The organism is Chthonomonas sp. (genome assembly GCF_035294505.1).
GTDB lineage: Bacteria > Armatimonadota > Chthonomonadetes > Chthonomonadales > Chthonomonadaceae > Chthonomonas.
Genome location: NZ_DATGKU010000058.1, coordinates 1 through 18138 on the forward strand (window position 1 = coordinate 1; position 18138 = coordinate 18138).

General features: G+C 56.3%; 14 protein-coding genes and 1 riboswitch. Of the genes, 6 read left to right on the forward strand and 8 right to left on the reverse strand.

Features of this window, described 5'->3' with window-relative positions; genetic code table 11:
• Positions 1-179: 179 nt before the first annotated feature.
• From VKV18_RS02700 to VKV18_RS02710, 3 genes are all read right to left on the reverse strand, one after another.
• Complete coding sequence (locus VKV18_RS02700; protein WP_324202690.1) at positions 180-641, reverse strand: regulatory protein RecX; 462 nt, start codon at positions 639-641, stop codon at positions 180-182.
• 36 nt (positions 642-677) lie between these two features.
• Positions 678-1460 carry an MBL fold metallo-hydrolase gene (locus VKV18_RS02705; RefSeq protein ID WP_324202691.1) on the reverse strand — a complete coding sequence of 261 codons (783 nt, stop codon included), beginning with the start codon at positions 1458-1460 and terminating at the stop codon, positions 678-680.
• A gap of 142 nt (positions 1461-1602) precedes the next feature.
• Positions 1603-2679, reverse strand: a complete 1077-nt coding sequence (locus VKV18_RS02710) for a Gfo/Idh/MocA family oxidoreductase (RefSeq protein ID WP_324202692.1) — start codon at positions 2677-2679, stop codon at positions 1603-1605.
• 116 nt (positions 2680-2795) lie between these two features.
• On the opposite strand from VKV18_RS02710, the gene VKV18_RS02715 reads away from it, so the two are divergent.
• The gene (locus VKV18_RS02715; RefSeq protein WP_324202693.1) at positions 2796-5198 is read left to right on the forward strand and encodes a DNA translocase FtsK; all 2403 of its coding nucleotides are present in this window, start codon (positions 2796-2798) and stop codon (positions 5196-5198) included.
• Here VKV18_RS02715 and VKV18_RS02720 read toward each other — a convergent pair.
• On the reverse strand, positions 5195-5479 hold the full coding sequence (locus VKV18_RS02720) for a hypothetical protein (RefSeq protein WP_324202694.1): 285 nt from the start codon (positions 5477-5479) through the stop codon (positions 5195-5197). The genes VKV18_RS02715 and VKV18_RS02720 overlap by 4 nt on opposite strands.
• Before the next feature lie 180 nt (positions 5480-5659).
• Positions 5660-7678, reverse strand: coding sequence for an alpha-L-arabinofuranosidase C-terminal domain-containing protein (locus VKV18_RS02725; RefSeq protein WP_324202695.1), 2019 nt, complete (start codon positions 7676-7678; stop codon positions 5660-5662).
• Between the two features lie 311 nt (positions 7679-7989).
• Here VKV18_RS02725 and VKV18_RS02730 point away from each other — a divergent pair, with 311 nt between their 5' ends.
• Positions 7990-9006, forward strand: coding sequence for a LacI family DNA-binding transcriptional regulator (locus tag VKV18_RS02730; RefSeq protein WP_324202696.1), 1017 nt, complete (start codon positions 7990-7992; stop codon positions 9004-9006).
• A gap of 31 nt (positions 9007-9037) precedes the next feature.
• Here the strand turns inward: VKV18_RS02730 and VKV18_RS02735 are convergent, their stop codons facing one another.
• Entirely contained in the window at positions 9038-10939 is a 1902-nt protein-coding gene (locus VKV18_RS02735) for a redoxin domain-containing protein (protein ID WP_324202697.1), read from the reverse strand.
• Between the two features lie 166 nt (positions 10940-11105).
• Here VKV18_RS02735 and alr point away from each other — a divergent pair, with 166 nt between their 5' ends.
• Positions 11106-12245, forward strand: a complete 1140-nt coding sequence (gene alr, locus VKV18_RS02740; RefSeq protein WP_324202698.1) for an alanine racemase — start codon at positions 11106-11108, stop codon at positions 12243-12245.
• 234 nt (positions 12246-12479) lie between these two features.
• Positions 12480-14603 (forward strand): ankyrin repeat domain-containing protein, encoded by a 2124-nt coding sequence (locus tag VKV18_RS02745; RefSeq protein WP_324202699.1) that lies wholly within the window; start codon positions 12480-12482, stop codon positions 14601-14603.
• Positions 14604-14688: 85 nt separating this feature from the next.
• On the opposite strand, the gene VKV18_RS02750 is transcribed toward VKV18_RS02745, so the two are convergent.
• Both VKV18_RS02750 and recJ read right to left on the reverse strand, forming a co-directional pair.
• Positions 14689-15141: a VOC family protein gene (locus tag VKV18_RS02750; protein ID WP_324202700.1), complete on the reverse strand. Its 453-nt coding sequence runs from the start codon at positions 15139-15141 to the stop codon at positions 14689-14691.
• Between the two features lie 121 nt (positions 15142-15262).
• Positions 15263-17053: a single-stranded-DNA-specific exonuclease RecJ gene (gene recJ / locus VKV18_RS02755; protein ID WP_324202701.1), complete on the reverse strand. Its 1791-nt coding sequence runs from the start codon at positions 17051-17053 to the stop codon at positions 15263-15265.
• Positions 17054-17178: 125 nt separating this feature from the next.
• Positions 17179-17258: riboswitch (Fluoride riboswitch) on the forward strand.
• Between the two features lie 85 nt (positions 17259-17343).
• Between recJ and crcB the strand changes: the two genes are divergently transcribed.
• Positions 17344-17739, forward strand: coding sequence for a fluoride efflux transporter CrcB (crcB, locus tag VKV18_RS02760; RefSeq protein ID WP_324202702.1), 396 nt, complete (start codon positions 17344-17346; stop codon positions 17737-17739).
• Between the two features lie 15 nt (positions 17740-17754).
• Entirely contained in the window at positions 17755-18096 is a 342-nt protein-coding gene (locus VKV18_RS02765; protein WP_324202703.1) for a DUF190 domain-containing protein, read from the forward strand.
• The last annotated feature ends 42 nt before the right edge of the window (positions 18097-18138 follow it).

The window sequence follows — 18138 nt, forward strand, 5'->3', positions numbered from 1 at the left end:
GACCAATGAAGAAGTGTTCTAAGAAATATCCAAGGAAGGCTCCACAGAGCGCTCCCAGAACAACCGCTATCAGTAAAACCGATACTCCGACGTGTGGCAACTCTTCTACCTCCAGAAAGCTCTGCGAGATTCGCGGCTTTCTTCAGAGGTGAAGCAAAGACACGGCGTAAAGTAACCTATTATTTAGACGTAAGCTCTCCTAATACCTTCTTTATGGTCTCGTTGTCAAATCCGCGTCGTTCCAAAAAGGCAGCGCAACGCCTTTTCTCTGCCAAAAGGGCTTCCCCTTCTAGATGGGCCAGACTGCCCGGAGGCCATCGGCGGGCAACGGCGGCACGCGCTCGCTGCAGCTCCTCTTCGGGGGTGGGCGGGGGCAAAGCTGTTTCGAGTAGCTCTTCCGTTAACCCACGCGCTTTCAACTCTTCCACGAGGCGTCGCCGTCCATAGCGCTTTCTGTCGGCTCTATCCGCCACCCAGTCCTGGGCAAACTTCGCGTCGTCAAGCCACCCACGCGCTTTCAACTCCTCGATCACCTGGGCAATGACGTCTTCTGGCAGGCCTTTCTGCGCTAAACGCCTCTCGATTTGGGCTTGGCTGCAGGCCGAGCGCGCCAAGGCGCGCAGGGCCAGCGTTCTCGCCATCTTCAACTTCTCTTCATCCAAAGCGTTAATTCCCTCCTACTCTAAACAGATCACCTGGCCATCATAGGCCGGGTTTACATGCTCCGGCGTTTCTGCGCAGAGGGTGGCGTGGTCAAAACGATGGGAAAGATGGGTAAGCAATGCCTGCTTCGGTTGTAACTGTTCGATAACCTCTAGCGTCTGCCAAAGGCCGAAGTGGGTAGGGTGCGGCTCGTAACGTACGGCATCTATGATGAGTAGGTCGAGATGGTAGAGTTTTTCCATAGCTTCGGGTGGAATGTGGCTAACGTCTGTGACGTAGGCCACGCTGCGCTGTGTTTGAGGGTCGTAGAAGCGGTAGGCAAGCACAGGAAGGTTACCGTGCAGCACATAGAAGGCCTCGATGGTAAGGCCGCACAACTCCATGGGCGATTTAACTTCAAAAAGCTGTAAGCGGGGCTTGCCTCCACCGGCTTGCGTTTCTATGAAGACATAGCGAAAAACACGTCGAATATCTTCCAGTGTTGAAGCGTCGCCGTAGATAGGTATCTCTTTGCCCATCAGATCGTTGTAGCGACGTAGATCGTCAAGCCCCATCAAGTGGTCGGCGTGCGTATGGGTAAAGAGAACGGCGTCTACCGCACGTAAGTTGCAGGCGATGGCCTGCAAACGTAGTTCTGGCGGTGTATCTACCAAAATCGTGCCGGCAGGGCCTCTCACGGCGATGGAGGGCCTTGTGCGTTTATTACGTGGGTCGTTCGAGCGACAGACCGCACAATCGCAGCCGATCATAGGCACACCGTGCGATGTGCCACTGCCTAATATGATGATTTCTAGCAAGACGTTAAACTTTCCGTTTCATTTAGAGCATTATGAGCGGGTTTGTTGAGGGGAAGGGCGTCCTACTCCAGAAAATCTTGCGATTTTCTGAGAACCCTTATTCGGTTTTGGCGAAAGGCCTGTTCTCTTGCCGGTTCGGAACCTATGTGGTGTTCGTAAGGGGCAAAGTTACCGATTTTCCGGTCTCTAGAGAACGGTAGACGGCTTCGACGACCTCCGCCACATCGGCCCCGTGCGTCCCCGGCGAGTAGAGAGAGCCATAGCCGAGTATAGCGCTCACGAAATTGGCCACCGGCCCCTCAACCGGCAGCATATCGGCCTCTTTGAAGCGGCGCACCTGCTGCTCGTGCAGGGTAATGCTTGTTTCAAATTCCCAGTGGTTCACGGCAACGGTTCCACCGGTGCAGGCAAAGATATGACGCAGCCGGCGATTAACAAATTTACTATCTCCGATGGCGGTGATGTTAGCGAACGAGCTATTATCCAGCTCCAGGCTCACCGAGATGCGCATGTCGGAGGGGTAGCTATCGGCGACAGCGGTTACCCGTTTCACCTGCCTTCCTGTGGTCCAAAGCAGTTCTGAAACGAGGTGCGAGCCGCCATCTATGAAGTAGCCTCCGCCGGCGAGGTTCGGGTCGGCACGGAAGAGGGAGGGGGGTACGACACCGGGCAGATTTTCTGGCAGAGGCGCTTTGCCGAAAAGCGGCTCCGCCGAGCCACACCAAAATAGCGAGGCCGCCTCTAGTTCGCCCATGCGCTCATCGTGGAGCGCTCGGCGAATCTGATGGCAGTGGGCCCAATGCGGAGGGTTTAAAGCCACCGCCAGCTTGAGGCCTTTCGCTTCGGCCAGGGCGTTCAACTCGCGCGCTTCCGCGGTGCGCACGGCCATCGGTTTTTCAATAAGAACATGAAGCCCGCGTTCCAAAGCCGCTTTCGCCTGTTCGTAATGGAGCGCGTGAGGGGTTGCGATAACCACCGCATCCAGAGGGACCTCCTCAAGCATCTTTCTCCAGTCGGCGTAGGCGCGTTCAGGAGGCAGATGGAAAAAGGCTGCAAGCCGCGCCCGCGCCTCCGGGTCACGGCGGCAAAACGCTTCCAAGCGGGCTTCGGGACACTTGAGTATGTCGGGAATATGGCGGCGTGAGGCGAAGTTCCCCGCTCCAATAACACCCATTCGGACCACATTCTTTGCGGTCGCGCCCTCTGAGGCTACCGTCATTTCGCACCCTCCTGCAGGCTCCTTTTGCTATCATATTATCACGAAAAGAGCGAATTCGCAAGAAGGAAGCGCAAAAGTGTATACTGAATTATACGAGATGGGGAAGAGCTTGGGGAATGTCGAGAACAGGTAGGCCAAAAAACCAGATGGGCAAAGCATCGCGACAAAAAAATACCGGTTGGGACCCTACCCTTCAGCGCCGTCTTCAGGACATTGTGGGAATTGGGCTGATCTTTCTAGGGCTTGCGGGTTTCGTTAGCCTGTTGCAACCGGAGCACGCCCCCATTCCGGAACTCCTTGATGCCGGCTTGCGTCTCTTTGCCGGTTCTGGGGCCTATGCTATTGTAGGGGTGATCGTGCTGCTCGGCGTCATGGTGCTGAGGGGTTTTCAACGGCTGCGGCTTACCCTCTCCTCGCTAGGCCTTTTTCTGCTATTTCTTACGTTTGTTACCTGGCGCCATCTCCAGTTGGTGCCCGGTGCTGTCCTCGACCCCGCACGCATGAAGGGGGCCGGCGGGTGGCTGGGCGGGTTGGTAGGTTGGACTCTCTATACACTGCTGCAACGGCCTTTAAGCTACCTCGCTCTCGGCATGATGCTGCTTGTCTCCATTGTGCTTATTGTGGATAGGCCGCTTGCCGAGCTTATCGCCCACCTTCACGAGCGCAGCTTAAAAGCGGCCACACTGGCGCTATGGCAAAAAATAGCCCATGTGCGTACAGCTCCTCGCGCACTTGCCACATCGCCTTCCCGTTCGCGAAGCGCCTCTCCTGCAGCCATTCCTCCAACAGAGCGCACTCCGCCTATTGAACGGAAGCCGCAAATGGAGGAGCAGAAGGCGGTGGTTCGCGTGACGGCACCGTCCGACGCGCCGAAGCCCGAACCGGAGAAGCCGGCACGTCACTTTCCCAACCCGTTCCAGCTTTTACGTCGCAGTGAGCCGGACAACAAAGAGGAGGTAACTGCTTCCGATTCGGCGCCACCTCCCTCCCCAACAGCTCCGTCGGCGCCCGCCACCGCCTCTGCTTTTGCGCTGCCACCACTTAGCCTTTTAAAGGAGCCGGCGGCGCCTTCTGCCCGTAAAGCCTCTGAGGGCAAGGGAGTTGGCCAGGAGCAGGCCGACCGGATACGCACCATTGAGGCCACGTTAGAGCAGTTCAACATAGGCGCGAGCGTGGTGGAGGTGGCTAGCGGGCCTACCATAACCCGATATGAAATTCAGTTAGCTCCCGGCATCAAAGTGAGTAAGATCGTGAGCCTGGCCGACAATCTTGCCATGAGCCTAGCCGCCATAGATGTGCGCGTTGAGGCGCCTATTCCTGGGAAATCGGCCATCGGTTTGGAAGTGCCAAACCTCAATCCTTCTGTGGTGACCTTAAGAGAGTGCCTCGAAACCGACGAGTTTCGCAATGCGCCCTCTAAGCTTACCGTGGCGTTGGGCAAGGATGTTTCCGGCCAGTGCCGCTATGCCGATTTAGCAAGGATGCCTCACCTGTTAATAGGCGGTGCCACCAACTCAGGCAAGTCTATCTGTCTCAACTGCCTTATCGCGAGTCTGGTCTATAGGGCGACGCCCGCCGAAGTGCGTCTACTGATGGTAGACCCTAAACGCGTGGAGCTGAGCTTATGGGATGGCATCCCCCACCTGTTGCATCCGGTGGTTAGGGACGTGAAACAGGCCGCCGGGCTTTTTCACACTGCACTGCGTGAGATGGATCGTCGCTACGACCTTTTTGCCCGCATGGGGTCGCGCAACATTGATAGTTACAACGAAAAGGTATCGCCTGAAGAGAGGCTTCCTTACATCGTGCTTATTGTGGACGAGTTAGCCGACCTCATGCTGCAACATGGGGCCGAAGTCGAAAACTCGATCTGCCGTTTAGCCCAGTTGGCACGCGCTACGGGCATCCATCTTGTTATCGCCACACAGCGGCCCTCGGTGGACATCATTACGGGTACCATCAAGGCAAACATCTCTTCACGCATCGCTTTTGCAGTGGCCTCGCAAGTAGATTCGCGCACAATTTTAGATATGCCCGGAGCGGAGCGCCTCATTGGGCGCGGCGACATGCTCTTTATGCCCATAGATGCGCCCAAACCCACGCGCATTCAGGGGTGCTATCTGAGCGAGCAGGAGACCCAAGCGCTGGTGGACTATCTGAAGCAGCAGCCTTCGCCTGGAGACGTGCTGACGATTGCAGATGATGGGAGGGATGCAGCGCAAGAACGTCTCTTCGAGGAGGACGACGTGGACGAGCGGCTCTTTGCCCAGGCCGTCCGCCTCGTGGTAAACAACGGCCAAGCTTCCACCTCCATGCTTCAGCGCCGTTTCCGCATAGGCTATACGCGCGCGGCTCGCATTGTGGAGATGATGGAAGAGAGAGGCATCGTGGGGCCGCTGAGCGGAGCACGGCCACGGGAAATTCTCATTAGCCGTGATGAAGCCGAACGCCTTTTAGCCGGTGAGGGGCTGGGAGCGGGTATCAGTGGTTTCGAGGCGGATCGAGAAGGCCAAAATTAATCGAGAATACCCACCTCTTCTGCCCAAGCCAGCACATGACGCCATTCCGGAGAGGGGATCACCCCGCTTTTATTAAGCCTCTGAACCATGCCAAGAGCAAAATGGACAACATAGTCCTCCGGCAGTGCCAACTCCCGTGCGATCTCCCCATGTTCATAACCTTGCGCCGAGAGAAGGAGGATGCGCCTCTGATCGCCTGTTAAACTGTTGCGCAGATGCTCACTCATCTGGCGCTGATGGCGCTCCAACTTACGAAAGCGTATACGTGCCTTTGTTCTCACTCTTTCTCCTGCTGAACTTTGTTTCCTTTCCTAGAGCGCGGCTTTTTGCCGCAACCTATCCTTCATTATGGCAAGCGCACGAAGTCTCTGCTGTGCGAGACCTCTTGATACTAGTTTACGCTAATTGGTGCCGAATCGGCAAGGTTTTATAGCGGCCGCTTTTGTTCAGGCGGCCGGCCTTTAGCGGTGTAGGGTAAGGACGAGCAGTGTGTGTGCCGGTAGGTTTAAGGAGGACTCCTCTTTGAGAAAGCCTTTGGGCAGCATGTAGTGTTGCGGCTTAATGCGATCGGGGTGTGCCCAGTCGTTGTCGGCCATGGGACTATCTGCCGTGAGGATCGTGGCAGAAACACTTCGGGCATCGAAGCCGTTTAGTTCAATTCGCACTTGGCGATCGCCCTCCATCAGGCGGTTGACGAGGAAGAGGGTCAGCGTGTTACGGTCTTTGGTAAGGGCGCCAAAGGCGTCCACATCGGGCACATCGGTTACGGCCTGAAGGCGACCACGCGCCGGGACGTCCTCTCCAGGGCCTTCTATGTGGATGACCACCGGATAGTAAGGCTTGGCCGCCGCATAGAGCTGTTGGGTGTAGTATTGGGGGTCTACGTAGACAACTCCACGCACCTTTTCAATGCAGCCGCCGTGCATGAAGCCCGTCATGTTGGCAATGGAGATGAGGTCGCTATGGCGCATCATCGCGTTGAGCATAAGGGCATTAAAGATGGCTCCGGAGAAGGTGCTGTGGTTCGGCACGCTCCGCCAATTGGGCCCTCCCACGATGATGCCCCACTCGGTGACGGCCAAACGCGTATGGGGGCGAGGCCCCTCCACCTGTTGGATGAGGTGGGCTAATTGAGGAAACATCACGCGGTCGAGGAAGGTAGGAAAGGCCATAGCGCTTTGATACTGGGCGTTATAGTCCGGAGCCCCTGCTGCCTCCGGCAAAGGCAGCAGCGGATGGATGGAGAGATAATCGGGAGGACGATTCCCCTCTTCCAGGCTTCGGCGGAGTAGTGCTTCGTTCCAAGCGGCATCGCGCGATAGCCCCTCTGGTGTGAACTCGTCGCCCTTACCGGTTGCAATAAGCTCTATGGTAGGGTCTACCTTAAGCATGGCATCCCGAAACTGAACAAAGCGTTGGGCATTGCCTTCGGCATCGGTATGGCCTATCTGCCAGCCTCCGTAAAGCTCATTACCCACCTCCCATATCTTTACACCGTAGGGGGCCGGATGGCCGTTTTCGGCGCGCATTTGAGCGTAAACACTGGAGTCGGGCGCACCATTGCAGTAGGCAACCCAGGCGGCGGCATTCTCCGGCGTGCCATCGCCGGCGTTCACGGTAATCTGGGGCTGTATGTGCAGCAAGCGGCAAAAATGCAGAAACTCATCCGTTCCAAAACGATTGCTCTGTATGCCCCCCCATGCTGGGTTACGCGAGCTGGGACGTCGGTTGAGGTCTCCTATTCCATCTTCCCAGTGATAGCCGCTCGAAAAGTTTCCACCAGGGTAGCGTAGGATGGGGATATGCCATTCGCGGGCGCGAGCTACCACTTCAGGGTCTAGTCCGGCGATGTTGTCGGTTGGCATTAGCGAGATGCGATCTACGATCACCGGGTCTCCGCTCGTATAGGTAAGCACGAAACGATAGGCCTCGCCCTTTTGCGGAGTGGCCTCCTGAACGGAGAAGGTGAAGGTGACCTTTTGCCATGTTCTGCCATGTACGACGATGGGGTGTTGTGTAAAAACCTGTCCTTCACGAATATCGGTGCCTTCTATGCGTAGCTCGATGGTGCCTGCGGTTCCTAAACTGCGGCAGAGCGCTTCAAAACGATAGTGCGGGTCGCGGGTAACCGGCAGGAATACGGTCTGCTCGAGGCGACCTACGGCGAGGCCATTTGTTGCGCCGGCAAGCTGAACGGCATGGGGAGAGTAATAGCCGCCTTCCACCCAAGCGGCATTTCCTTGGAGCGTCCAAAAAGGCGGGGCGGTGTCGGAGGGGTTTTCCGGTTCGAGGCTTGGGTTGAGAATGGCATCGGCAAGAATGCCTCTTTCAATGGCGTGACCAAGGTCTTCAAGAAAGTTGCCGAAAATATCCGGTGAGATGGGGGCGGCATTGGGCTGACTTGCATCTACGGTAATCGTGGTAGACGCATCGGTTGATCGTGTGTAGAGATAGAGAGCGGGCCGATTGGGTGCGGGCATAGAGTTTGCTTGTCCTTTCATGGAAAAACAGATCAGCATGCTAAGGATGGTTCCGAACGGTTTTCGAGGGGAGAAGAAAGCTTTTGTCACCGTTGATTTATGCCTTTCGTGGGTGTGCTTATGCGGACGTTGCATTTTTGAATGGCTTAGCACACGTTGACCGAGATGGTTTTCGTGTGCTATATAATATTAATGATGGCATCAAGCCGAACGTTAGGTCAAGGGAAAGTTTTTATGGGCCTTGTTCTCATAGGTTTATGCCGTCTTCCGTTGAAAAGATTCTTGCTTTCGAGCGAGTAGAGAGTTGAAAAATGGCCACAGGAAAGCCTACCCTTCGTGAAATTGCTCGTCTTGCCAATGTACACTATGCGACGGCCTCTTATGTTCTTAATGGCGCACGCAGCAGCACGCGTGTTTCTGAAGAGACCCGCCAAAGGGTACTTGCTGCGGCTCGCGAGCTAGGTTACACGGTAAACCGAGCCGCTCAGCAGCTACGCACGCGCCGAAGCCATGTGGTGGGGCTTTTGGTTGGCGGTCTGGAAAATCCCTTCTTTGCCCGCATGGTGTCGCTGTGTGCTATTGCGTTGGAACGGCGTGGTTATGAGTTTATTTTAAACACCCGACGCGCCGATGAATCCAACGATTTACACCTGTTGGAAACGCTCAACTCACGTCGGCCGGACGGCATGATCCTCTGGTGTGAAACCTCCACCCAAGTGTTAGAGCGGGCGCAGCAGCCCGATATGGAGAATGTAGTTGTTATTGGCTATCTTATGCCCAATAGGGATAGCGTTCGCGCGCTCTTTACCACCGGGCTACAGGAGGCCGTAGATCATCTTTTGGAGAGAGGCTATCGGCGAATAGGCTACATCGCCCCGGCCTCGGCCGTGGCACGTAACGACGTGCGGGGCCAATTTTATAAGCAGTTCGCTGAGCAAAGCGGGCAGCCACCGCTTGTCTATACCTTTCCGGGCACTGCCTACGATGTTGGGGCAGCCCGCGCTTGTGCAGAGCAGATCGCCGACGACCCCAATCGCCCGGACGCTCTTCTCTGCTTTAACGACATGACGGCTTTAGGGGCGCTCTCCGGTCTTCGGCGGAAGGGGATACGGGTTCCTCAGGATATGGGGCTTGTGGGATGCGACGATCTGCCTCTCATTTCTCAACTCGACTTACCGTTGACAACGCTCATCTATCCGTTGGAAGAGATATGCAACATTGCCGTCAACATGTTGGTGGAGCGTCTAAACGCCCTTTACAAAGGCGAGGAGTTACCTCCTCGCCATGCTGAAGTTCCCACACGCTTAGTTATCCGCTCATCTACCTAAGGAAGCCCTCATCGCGTAATGGCATCCCTGCCTATTTTGTAGGCGGCGCCGTGTTGTTTGAAGCGGAGGCAACCGTAACCGGATTTTGCGGTATCACATTGAGATGCTCTGCATCCAGCGTAACAAAGAGGAATGCGATGCACATCTCATCGGTGGTCTGTTCACCCCACCCAACGGCTTTGGGATGATCGCGATTAGGGTTAAAGGGGTTATCGCTTGAATTGTCGTAGTAGGCCACCAGGTGAACCACACTTCCTTTTGGTAAAGCCACTGGCTGGCAGTACCAGTAGGTGCGTTGCCAATTAAAATCCCAATTTTTAATCCAGATAAGAGGCACCTCTTTGCCGTTTGGAAGCGTGGCCCACAGCTTCATCTCCTTGCCCAGCAGATGCATATGGGGCATGATGCTCATCACATGGCAGTCCACCGGAACGGTGGTTTGCGCATCCACTTCATAGTGCGGGGCACCGGGTGGAATGCGGAAGCCGAAGTTGGCCACCATGCTGACGATGGCGTTTTTATGAACCGGCTCTTTGGCCAAATAGAGGCCGAAGCTTGTTTGATCGGTTTGGGGCACACCGTTTTTATGGTAGTGCACCTGCAGAACCAGCAGAGCGCCTTTGGGGATGCGCATGGCCACGCCGGGCGGGGCAAATTGGGGCGCGTTTCCGGGAGCCCACCCGCCCAGAAAGCCGGTAGGTATAAAGCCAGGCCCGCCGAAGCTGGTATAGCCCGGCTCGTGGTCATTGGGATGCTCTTTATGATATTTTTCGGAGACGGCGGGGGAAAGGCGCAGACCATCCACATAGATAATAACATGGTGCACCACAGAGCGCGCGTCGGGATGGACTTCAACGGCTCGTACCCATGCATCGTGGGTAAAATGGGGGTCGATGATGAAGTTACGGTAAACATCGTCTCCATCTGCGGCCACATGATAGGGCTGATCCGAGTGAAAGACGAGGTCCGGTTTCCCTAGCTCCCATCCCGAGGGGTAGTGAGGCATGGGCGGCGTTTTACTGAGATCGCCGGCAGGAGCGCCCGCTTTAGCCCACTTTACCAAAACCTCTTTTTCGGCAGCAGTAAGCGTGTAGTGATGTTCTCCCACAAAATCGCCATAGCCCGGCGCCGGTTTCCAGGGAGGCATGGTGCCGTTTTGTGTGTAGCGAACGATGTCGGGTGCCCAAGCAGCAGCGTCTTTGTAGGTAGTAAGAGAGAAGGGAGCCACTTGCCCGGTGCGATGGCACTCTACACAATGGTTTTGCAGAATAGGGGCCACGTCGTGCGCGTAGGTGGGTGTTCCCGGAAGCAGCGCCACCGAAGCCACAGGGCCTCGGCGAATGATGCAACCGAAGGAGGGAAGGTTAGGGTGAGGAACCGGGCGGTCGGCCAATACGTCTTCAATGGCCTGTTGTAGATCATGGGAGGTCACTTTGGTGGTGACAACGTTATCGTCAATGCGCCCACGATAACAGACTTGCCCCTCGCGATTGACTACGACAGCCTCTGGAGTGTAGGTGGCTTTTAACTGGGAGACCAGCACGCCCTCTTTATCCTGCACAATGGGGAAGGGGAATCCGTGCTCTTTGGCATTGCGCTGGATATCGGCCAGGCTCTCTTGAATGTCGGGGTAGACCCCGAAAAACTGCACATCCTTTCCGGTAAACTGGCGTGCCAGTTCCGCTAGGCGCGGGCCGTATAGGTTAGAGACGGGGCACTGACAAGAAAGAAAGAGGAACACGGTGGCTTTATGAGAGGCGATGGTCGCCCAAGAATAGGCTTGGCCGGCGATGTCACGAAACTCAAGACGGGTTGTCTGGAGCGAGGCCTTTTCTGAATTCCCTGTTCCTGAAGCAGACCATCCAACGAGTGCCAGCAGCCCGAACACTAGGAGAAGCCAACTTTCAGGCTTCAAACCGCCAAGTTTTCTCATCCTAATCTACGCTCCCTTCAAGGTTGTTCACGTGGTTTCTCTAAAGAATTACGAAACCATCACCCGATTCTATCCTTCTTCCCCACTTATCTTTTTGAGGTAACATGCATCTATCGTTCCCTTTTAGCATACCTCAATTTGGTTTAGAAAAGGAGCTTTGAGTTTCATGCAGAATCGGCGTGCTCCCGACGAAGAGGAGGGCGGCAAGACGCGCGCCTGGGCGACGATCCATTTGGCAGCCATCCGTGCCAATATTGCAGCCCTTCGGAAGCTTGCCGGCCCTTCTAAAGAGATTATGGCCGTTGTGAAGGCTGATGCCTATGGGCATGGGCTTCTTGCTGTGTCCAAGGTGGCTTTGGAGGCCGGAGTTCAATGGCTTGGAGTGGCCACCGTGGAGGAGGGAAAGTGCCTTCGACAGGTTGGCATCACCTGCCCGATAGCTCTGCTGTGTGTGCCCGCTCCTCAAGAGGCCGAGCAGGTCGTGCATTACAACTTAACCCCCCTCATCGGGAGCGAAGATGTGCTGAGAGCGCTCATGGCCGCCGGATGTCGTGAGGCCCATTTAGAGGTTGACACCGGTATGGGGCGCGCGGGCGTTTTGCCGGAGGAGGCGGTCGCTTTGTGGAGGCTCGCCCAGAGCCGCGGCCTTACCTTTACCGGTTTGGGCACTCATTTCGCCGAAGCGGAAAATCCCCTGCGCGAGCTTACCCAAAGCCAACTGGAACGTTTTCATTGGGTTCGTCATAGCCTAGAAGAAGCGGGAGCGAGGTTCCGATGGGTTCACTGCGCCAACAGCGCCGCGCTACTCGAAGGTTTGGACTCCGAGTCGAATCTGGTGCGACCGGGCTTGCTTATCTATGGAATCCTGCCGAGCACTCCCCAAAGCCACCTCTGGCGTACGCGGTTTCTTCCGGCCCTTCAGCTTGAGGCTGCTATCGGCACCGTGCGGGAACTGCCTCCAGGGCACGCTATTAGCTATGGAGCCACCTATCGGCTTGCTCGCCCCTCTCGCGTGGCCACCGTCCTCTTAGGTTACGGAGATGGGTACCCGCGTCGGCTCTCTAACCAGGGCTATATGCTGGTACACGGCCACAAAGCCCCCATATTAGGTCGAATTTGCATGGATCAGACCGTTCTCGATGTTACCGATATTCCCTCCGTTCAACCCGGCGATGTGGCCGTCGCCATCGGGAAACAGGGCGCCGAGTGCGTCTTTGTAGAGGAGATGGCCAAAGCCATCGGCACCACCGAACACGAAATTACCACCTGTCTTACCCAGCGTATCCCCCGCATTTTTAAGCCTTAAAATCCTCTTTTTCCGCTTTTGCCCCACCACAAAGCATTTTCTATTACGTGTTGTGAACAATTTCACACCTCCTTTGTGACATAGGTCACAGGGCAAGTCGCAAAGCGCAGCTATCATAGATAGGTGTGATGCGACGTTTCTATGGCGACACCGGTGACGCAGCCCTGGAAGGTGTCCCGTTCACACGGTGTCGCCGCTTTTTCCAAATCGTAAGGTTTTTTACGGAGAAGAGTGATGGAACAAAACAGGTTGTTCGAGCTGACAGGTCTGGAGTCGGTAGGGAGTCTGAGTGCGCTTTGCTTTACACCCGATGAGAAGCACATCGTGGTAGGCAGTGTAAAGGGAACGGTAGGGTTTCAAGAGGCACGCGCTGACAGCGAGCCGATAGTGCTTGGACATCATCAAGGGCCGGTCTGGGCTGTTAAGGCTTTAGATACGGAGCTGGTGGCATCGGTTTCGGAAGATGGAACGGCTCGCGTTTGGCATCTGGGGCAACAGCGCTGCCTTCACATTTTCCGTGCTTCCTTTCCGCTGCGCACAATGGTGTGTGCCAACGGATTGCTTGTGATGGGTGGGAAGAGCCGTCATCTGCTCTGCCAGGATGTTTACACATGGCAGGTGCTGCCCGATCTCGGCCCCCATAGCGGAGAGGTTACGGCGCTGGCGCTTTCTGCAGACGGCAAGATTCTCTGCGCCGGCCTCGATTCCCAACAGGGAGGAATCTATCTTTGGGATTTGCACAGGAGTGAGGCGATCACGCTGTTGGCGGGGCCGGGAGCACCGGTGACGGCCTTGACCTGCCATCCGGAGGAGCCGCATCTCCTTGCAGCCTACGCCAATGGAGAACTGATCGGCTGGCAGATGCACGAAAAGCGAAGGATTGAGCAGGTTGAGCTAGGTGAGGTGGTTTTTGACGTGGCTTTCCTCCACCCTAACGCGATGGTGGTACGTACGGGCACCGGCAAGCTCGATGTTTGGAGCCTGAGGCCACTGGCCCCGGTATTCTCGTGCTTGGCCGCTCCTATAACAGCACGCGCCTTTGCCCTCGCGCCAGAGAAAGGCCTCATCGCCATTGCGGCTTCAGATGGCAAGGTCTATATCTGCACCTATCCGCATCAGCACCCCTCCTCTCCGCCGCACAAGCACCATCATGACCGAGGGCCTGCCGACGGGGCAGCCAACACCCCTCCTTCTACAGCGACCAACGGCCCTGAAGGCGAATATAATCTGGCAAAGCAGGCGATAGAGAGATGTCCTTCCTTGGAAAACCTGATGCGTTTTGGGCACGCTTGCGCTCGTCTTTCTCTCTATCGCGAGGCGCTTCAGGCTTTTGAGCAGGCTGTGGACCTCGATGCCGGCGACCCAGAGGCGCGTTTTCAGGTGGGGATGTTCGCTCTGCATCTTAGCGAGTTTGCGAAGGCCAGAGAGGCTTTTCGCACCGTGCTCGATCTCGTGCCAGACCACGCTCCGGCGCATAATAATCTGGGCACTCTCCTATTGCAGGCAGGCCAATTCGATGCGGCTTTAGCCCATTTCCGCAAAGCCATCCAAATCCGCCCGGCCTATCCTTTGGCCTATGTCAACCTCGGTCTGGCCTATTGGCATCTTCAGAAACAGGAAAAGGCGAAGGCCGCATTTCAACAGGCTATCGAGCTTGCGCCCTATCTGCCTATTGCCCGCTATCAGATGGGGCTGCTCTGTCTGGAGATGGGGAAAGAGAACGAGGCACGGCAGCACTATCTCATGCTCACACAGCTAGATCGGCGTCTCGCGGCACGGCTGCGCGAGCGCTTGTTTCGCGCCCCCACCGACATAACGGAGCAGAAATGGAAGGAGAGGCAACGCCTAGCGGAGCGCTTGTTGCAGTCTGCAGCGCAAGGCGACACGGAGACGGTCGCGCTGCTGTTGGCGCTGGGTGCTCCCGTACATGAGATAGAGCCGGAGATGGAGCGCACGGCGCTGCTGCTGGCCTCCGCCGGCGGCCACGTTCGCACTATCGATCTATTGCTCGATGCCGGCGCGGAGGCCAACGACAGCGATCGTTTTGGCAGAACGGCTCTTTATCTGGCGGTGGAGGGAGGGCACGTGGAGGCGTTACGGCGGCTGCTACGCGCCCATGCAAACCCGAACTTCGCCGACTATGGTGGGCAGACACCTCTTCATATTGCCGCCATAAGAGGCTGCGAATTGAGTGTGCGCCTACTGCTTGAGGCCGGTGCCCTCGAAGACCTGCTCGATAATCAGGGCAAGACACCTATTGAGCTTGCCCAAGAGAACAGGCACTGGGACTGCGTGCAGCTGCTCGAAAATGCAGGAGGGGTGATACCCTCGGCGTTGCCGGCTTTTCAGAGGTCGTAGTGAGCTGCCCAAACGTCGTGCCCATGGCAGTTCGCCGACTTCTTGCCTGGATAAGGGCGACTTTAACCGCCCCGCCTAAGGCGTGCTAGAGCGCATCGTTTTGAAAAAACTCGATGATCTCGCCGCAGGGGCCTTTGCAGAAGGCGATACGGAACTGTTGCTGAGTATCTCCTTCGATGGAGAGCGTACGCGGCTCCATAGTGACGATTGCGCCGGCAGCCCGGGCTTTTTCGATGGCGGCATCGCAGTTGTTGGTGCGCAGGGCCACGTGGAGGAGCGCTCCTTCCGGTAAGCCTCCTTCCGATGGCGGTGTGCCGCCGGCAAAAACCTCGAAGTAGTTGCCATCTCCGGTGTCGAGCATCACCGCCCGTGTGTCGCGGCCGCCTGTGGCGCGTTCGTCTTTACCCCAGCCGTAGACGCGCCGAAAACCGAGCCCCTCTATATAGAAGCGTAGCACCCCTTCAAAATCCCATGCGCGCACGGCCACATGGTGAAACCCACCTCCGTGAATGGCCGAGTTATACCCTGTTCTTCCCATGCAGTTTTCTCCTTGTGTTTTCAAAGATGCCAAAATCCTGAATCGCGTGATTTAGAATACTCTGAAGCGACCGATTTCGTGCTGCAGGCAGATGCCGCCAACTTATGTTTTTTAGAACAGCCTAGCGATTTCTCTGTCGGATATCCTTTAAAAGCAGTTGAATGCGCTGCTCCCCTTGGTAGGTGTTGCGTTGAAGATGATAGCAGATGTCGGTTGCGCCGGGAGCCAGTTCCGATGCGAGAGACCCTTGCCCCCACATAATCGCCGGATAAGTAACGGTTAGCCCATGAGGGGTTTGCGCTTCCACCAGTAGCTTGAGATGTTGCGACTCCTTGCCGATCAAGGAGACGGATCGGACTTGGGCGCCATAGCTAACGAAGATGGGTTCGGGGTTCTCCTCGCCGAACGGGGCCATGCTTTCAATCTGCTCTAGAAGCTTTGTATCAACCTGATGGGGGCTTAGCGCGGCGTCTATATCGAGAACAGGTTGGAGGTCTTCCTCCGTCAAGCGTTGACGTGCGATCTCCTCCATTTGCCGGGTAAGGTCGGCAACGTTCTCTAGGCGAATAGAAAACCCGGCGGCATGTGCGTGGCCTCCTCCATCAATAAGGAGGGGACGACACCGCTCCAGGGCCTCACCCAGGTCGAAGGCCTCGATGGAGCGTGCCGAACCGCGCCCCTCGCCCGTTTGGGGGTTCAAGGCCAGCACAATGGAGGGGCGATGGAACATCTCGGTAAGCTTGCCGGCCACAAGGCCGATGATTCCGCTGCTCCAGCCTGTCCCCTCTATAACGATGCAAGCTCGTTCGTGCAGGCCCTCTCGCTGCACCCGAAGCACAGCCTCTTGAAATATCCGTTTCTGTTCTTCCTGGCGGGTTCGGTTTCGTGCATCGAGCAGGGCTGCAAGGCGTCTTGCCTCGTCTAGATCGGCCGTTAGCAGGAGATTGAGGGCGGGTTCTGTCTCATCCACACGGCTCGCCGCATTTAGGCGTGGGCCAAGGCCAAAGCCGATGTCGCGCACGGTGAGAGGGGGAACGCTCTCCTCTGTCTGCGGCCTCTGAGTGCGACTTACCTCAAGGAGCGCCCGAATGCCCGGCTTCTTGGTATGGGGCAGTTGTTGAAGTCCGAAGGCCACGATCACACGATTTTCGTCGCGTAGGGGCATCATATCGGTGATCGTGCCGATGGTGACGAGGTCTAAAAAGGCTTGGCGATAGCTCTCCACTTTAAGGCCGAGGTGACGAACGAGGGCCTCGCCGCAACGAAACGCCACTCCCACTCCGGCCAAATGGGGAAACGGATAGCGTGAATCGGCACGATGTGGGTTAACGACGGCCACGGCACGTGGCAAGACCTCAGGAGGCAAATGATGATCGGTGATGATGACATCTATGCCGAGCTGACGTGCGTATTCGACCTCCTCCACACGGCGAACACCACAGTCCGTTGTGATGATGAGGCGCACTCCACGGGCCTTTGCCTGCTCGATGGCCGCGTTACGAATGTCGTAACCATCTCGCCTGCGATGCGGCACAAACACCTCCACCTCGGCGCCAAGCCGGCGCAACAAGCGAGTCCACAAGGCTGCCGAGGTCACCCCATCGCTATCGTAATCCCCGTGTACCAAAATCCGTTCGCGCCGGTTCAAGGCCTGTTGAATGCGCAGGCAGGCAGGCTCTACATCGGGTAACAGGAAGGGATCGTGCAGATGATCGAGACGAGGATGGAGAAAACGATGCGCCTCTTCCAAGGTTTTGATGCCGCGTTGCGCCAGAAGGCGTGCGACGATAGGATGGAGATCGCCGCCTTTAAGCAGGCATTGTTCGATGGAGGGCTGTGGCGGAAGAAGACGCCATCGCGGCATCCTTCCAGGGTCGGGGTTTGTGTCGGAACGAACGAGCAGAGAAGACATGATGGCCTCGTTGAAAGGTTTCTGATATTTTAAACTATCCGGCGCCGTTTTGGAAGCGGAAAAGCGATTTCGTGAGGCGCGGTCTGCACTGGATGGCGTCCTATGGTAAACTATTATAGATACCCACTGATAACGGCGATGGAGGCCGCCGAGACGTTTTTACGTCTGAACCGCCGCTTTGTAGGCTAATGGCTCCTGGTCGGTATGTTGTGCCGATCAGGGGCTTTTTGTGTCTCTGGCTTCCGCGCAACATAGAGAAAACTCGGGTAGAGGAGATTCGTCAAAGAGAAATGAAGGATGTCTTTCTCCGTATGCTTTACGTGGGAATAGGTGGTTTTTTAGGCGCCAACACCCGCTATTTTTTAGGAGTATGGATTCAGCAGCAGGTTAACGGGTTTCCGTTAGGAACCTTGGTAATCAACATTACCGGCTCCTTCATTTTGGGGCTTGTGGTAACGCTGGGGCAGCGTTTAGTTTGGGACCAACGATGGACGCTTCTCATTCCCATCGGGTTCATCGGGGCGTACACCACGTTTTCGACCTTCGAAAACGACTCGTTAGGCCTGGTATCGGATGGGGAGTGGCTGCGTCTATTCGGCTATTTGGTCGGAAGCGTGCTGGGTGGCTTTCTCGCTGTCTATCTGGGAAGAGTGTGTGCCTTACTGCTTGTGGGGCGAACAGCTTAGGAGGTGCAGAATACGATGAAGATAGAAGGGGTTGGCAAGGTGCTCACGATCTATGTAGGCAGTTCGGATAAGTGGCATGGGAAGCCCCTCTACACGGCCATCGTGGAGCGTGCGCGGCAGGAAGGGCTGGCCGGAGCCACCGTTCTAGAGGGGATTGTCGGCTATGGAGCCAACTCACGTATCCATCGCAGCAAAATTCTCGATCTCTCCACCGACCTGCCTATTCGCATCGAGATCATCGATCAGCCGGAGCGCATCAACGCCTTTCTTCCCATCCTTGATGAGATGGTTCAAGAGGGGCTTATTACCCTTCGTGACTGCGAGATCATCAAATATACGCATTCACAAACCCCATAGGCCTAGCAGAGAGGTTGATTAGCTTGCTTTGTTGCCGGTTGA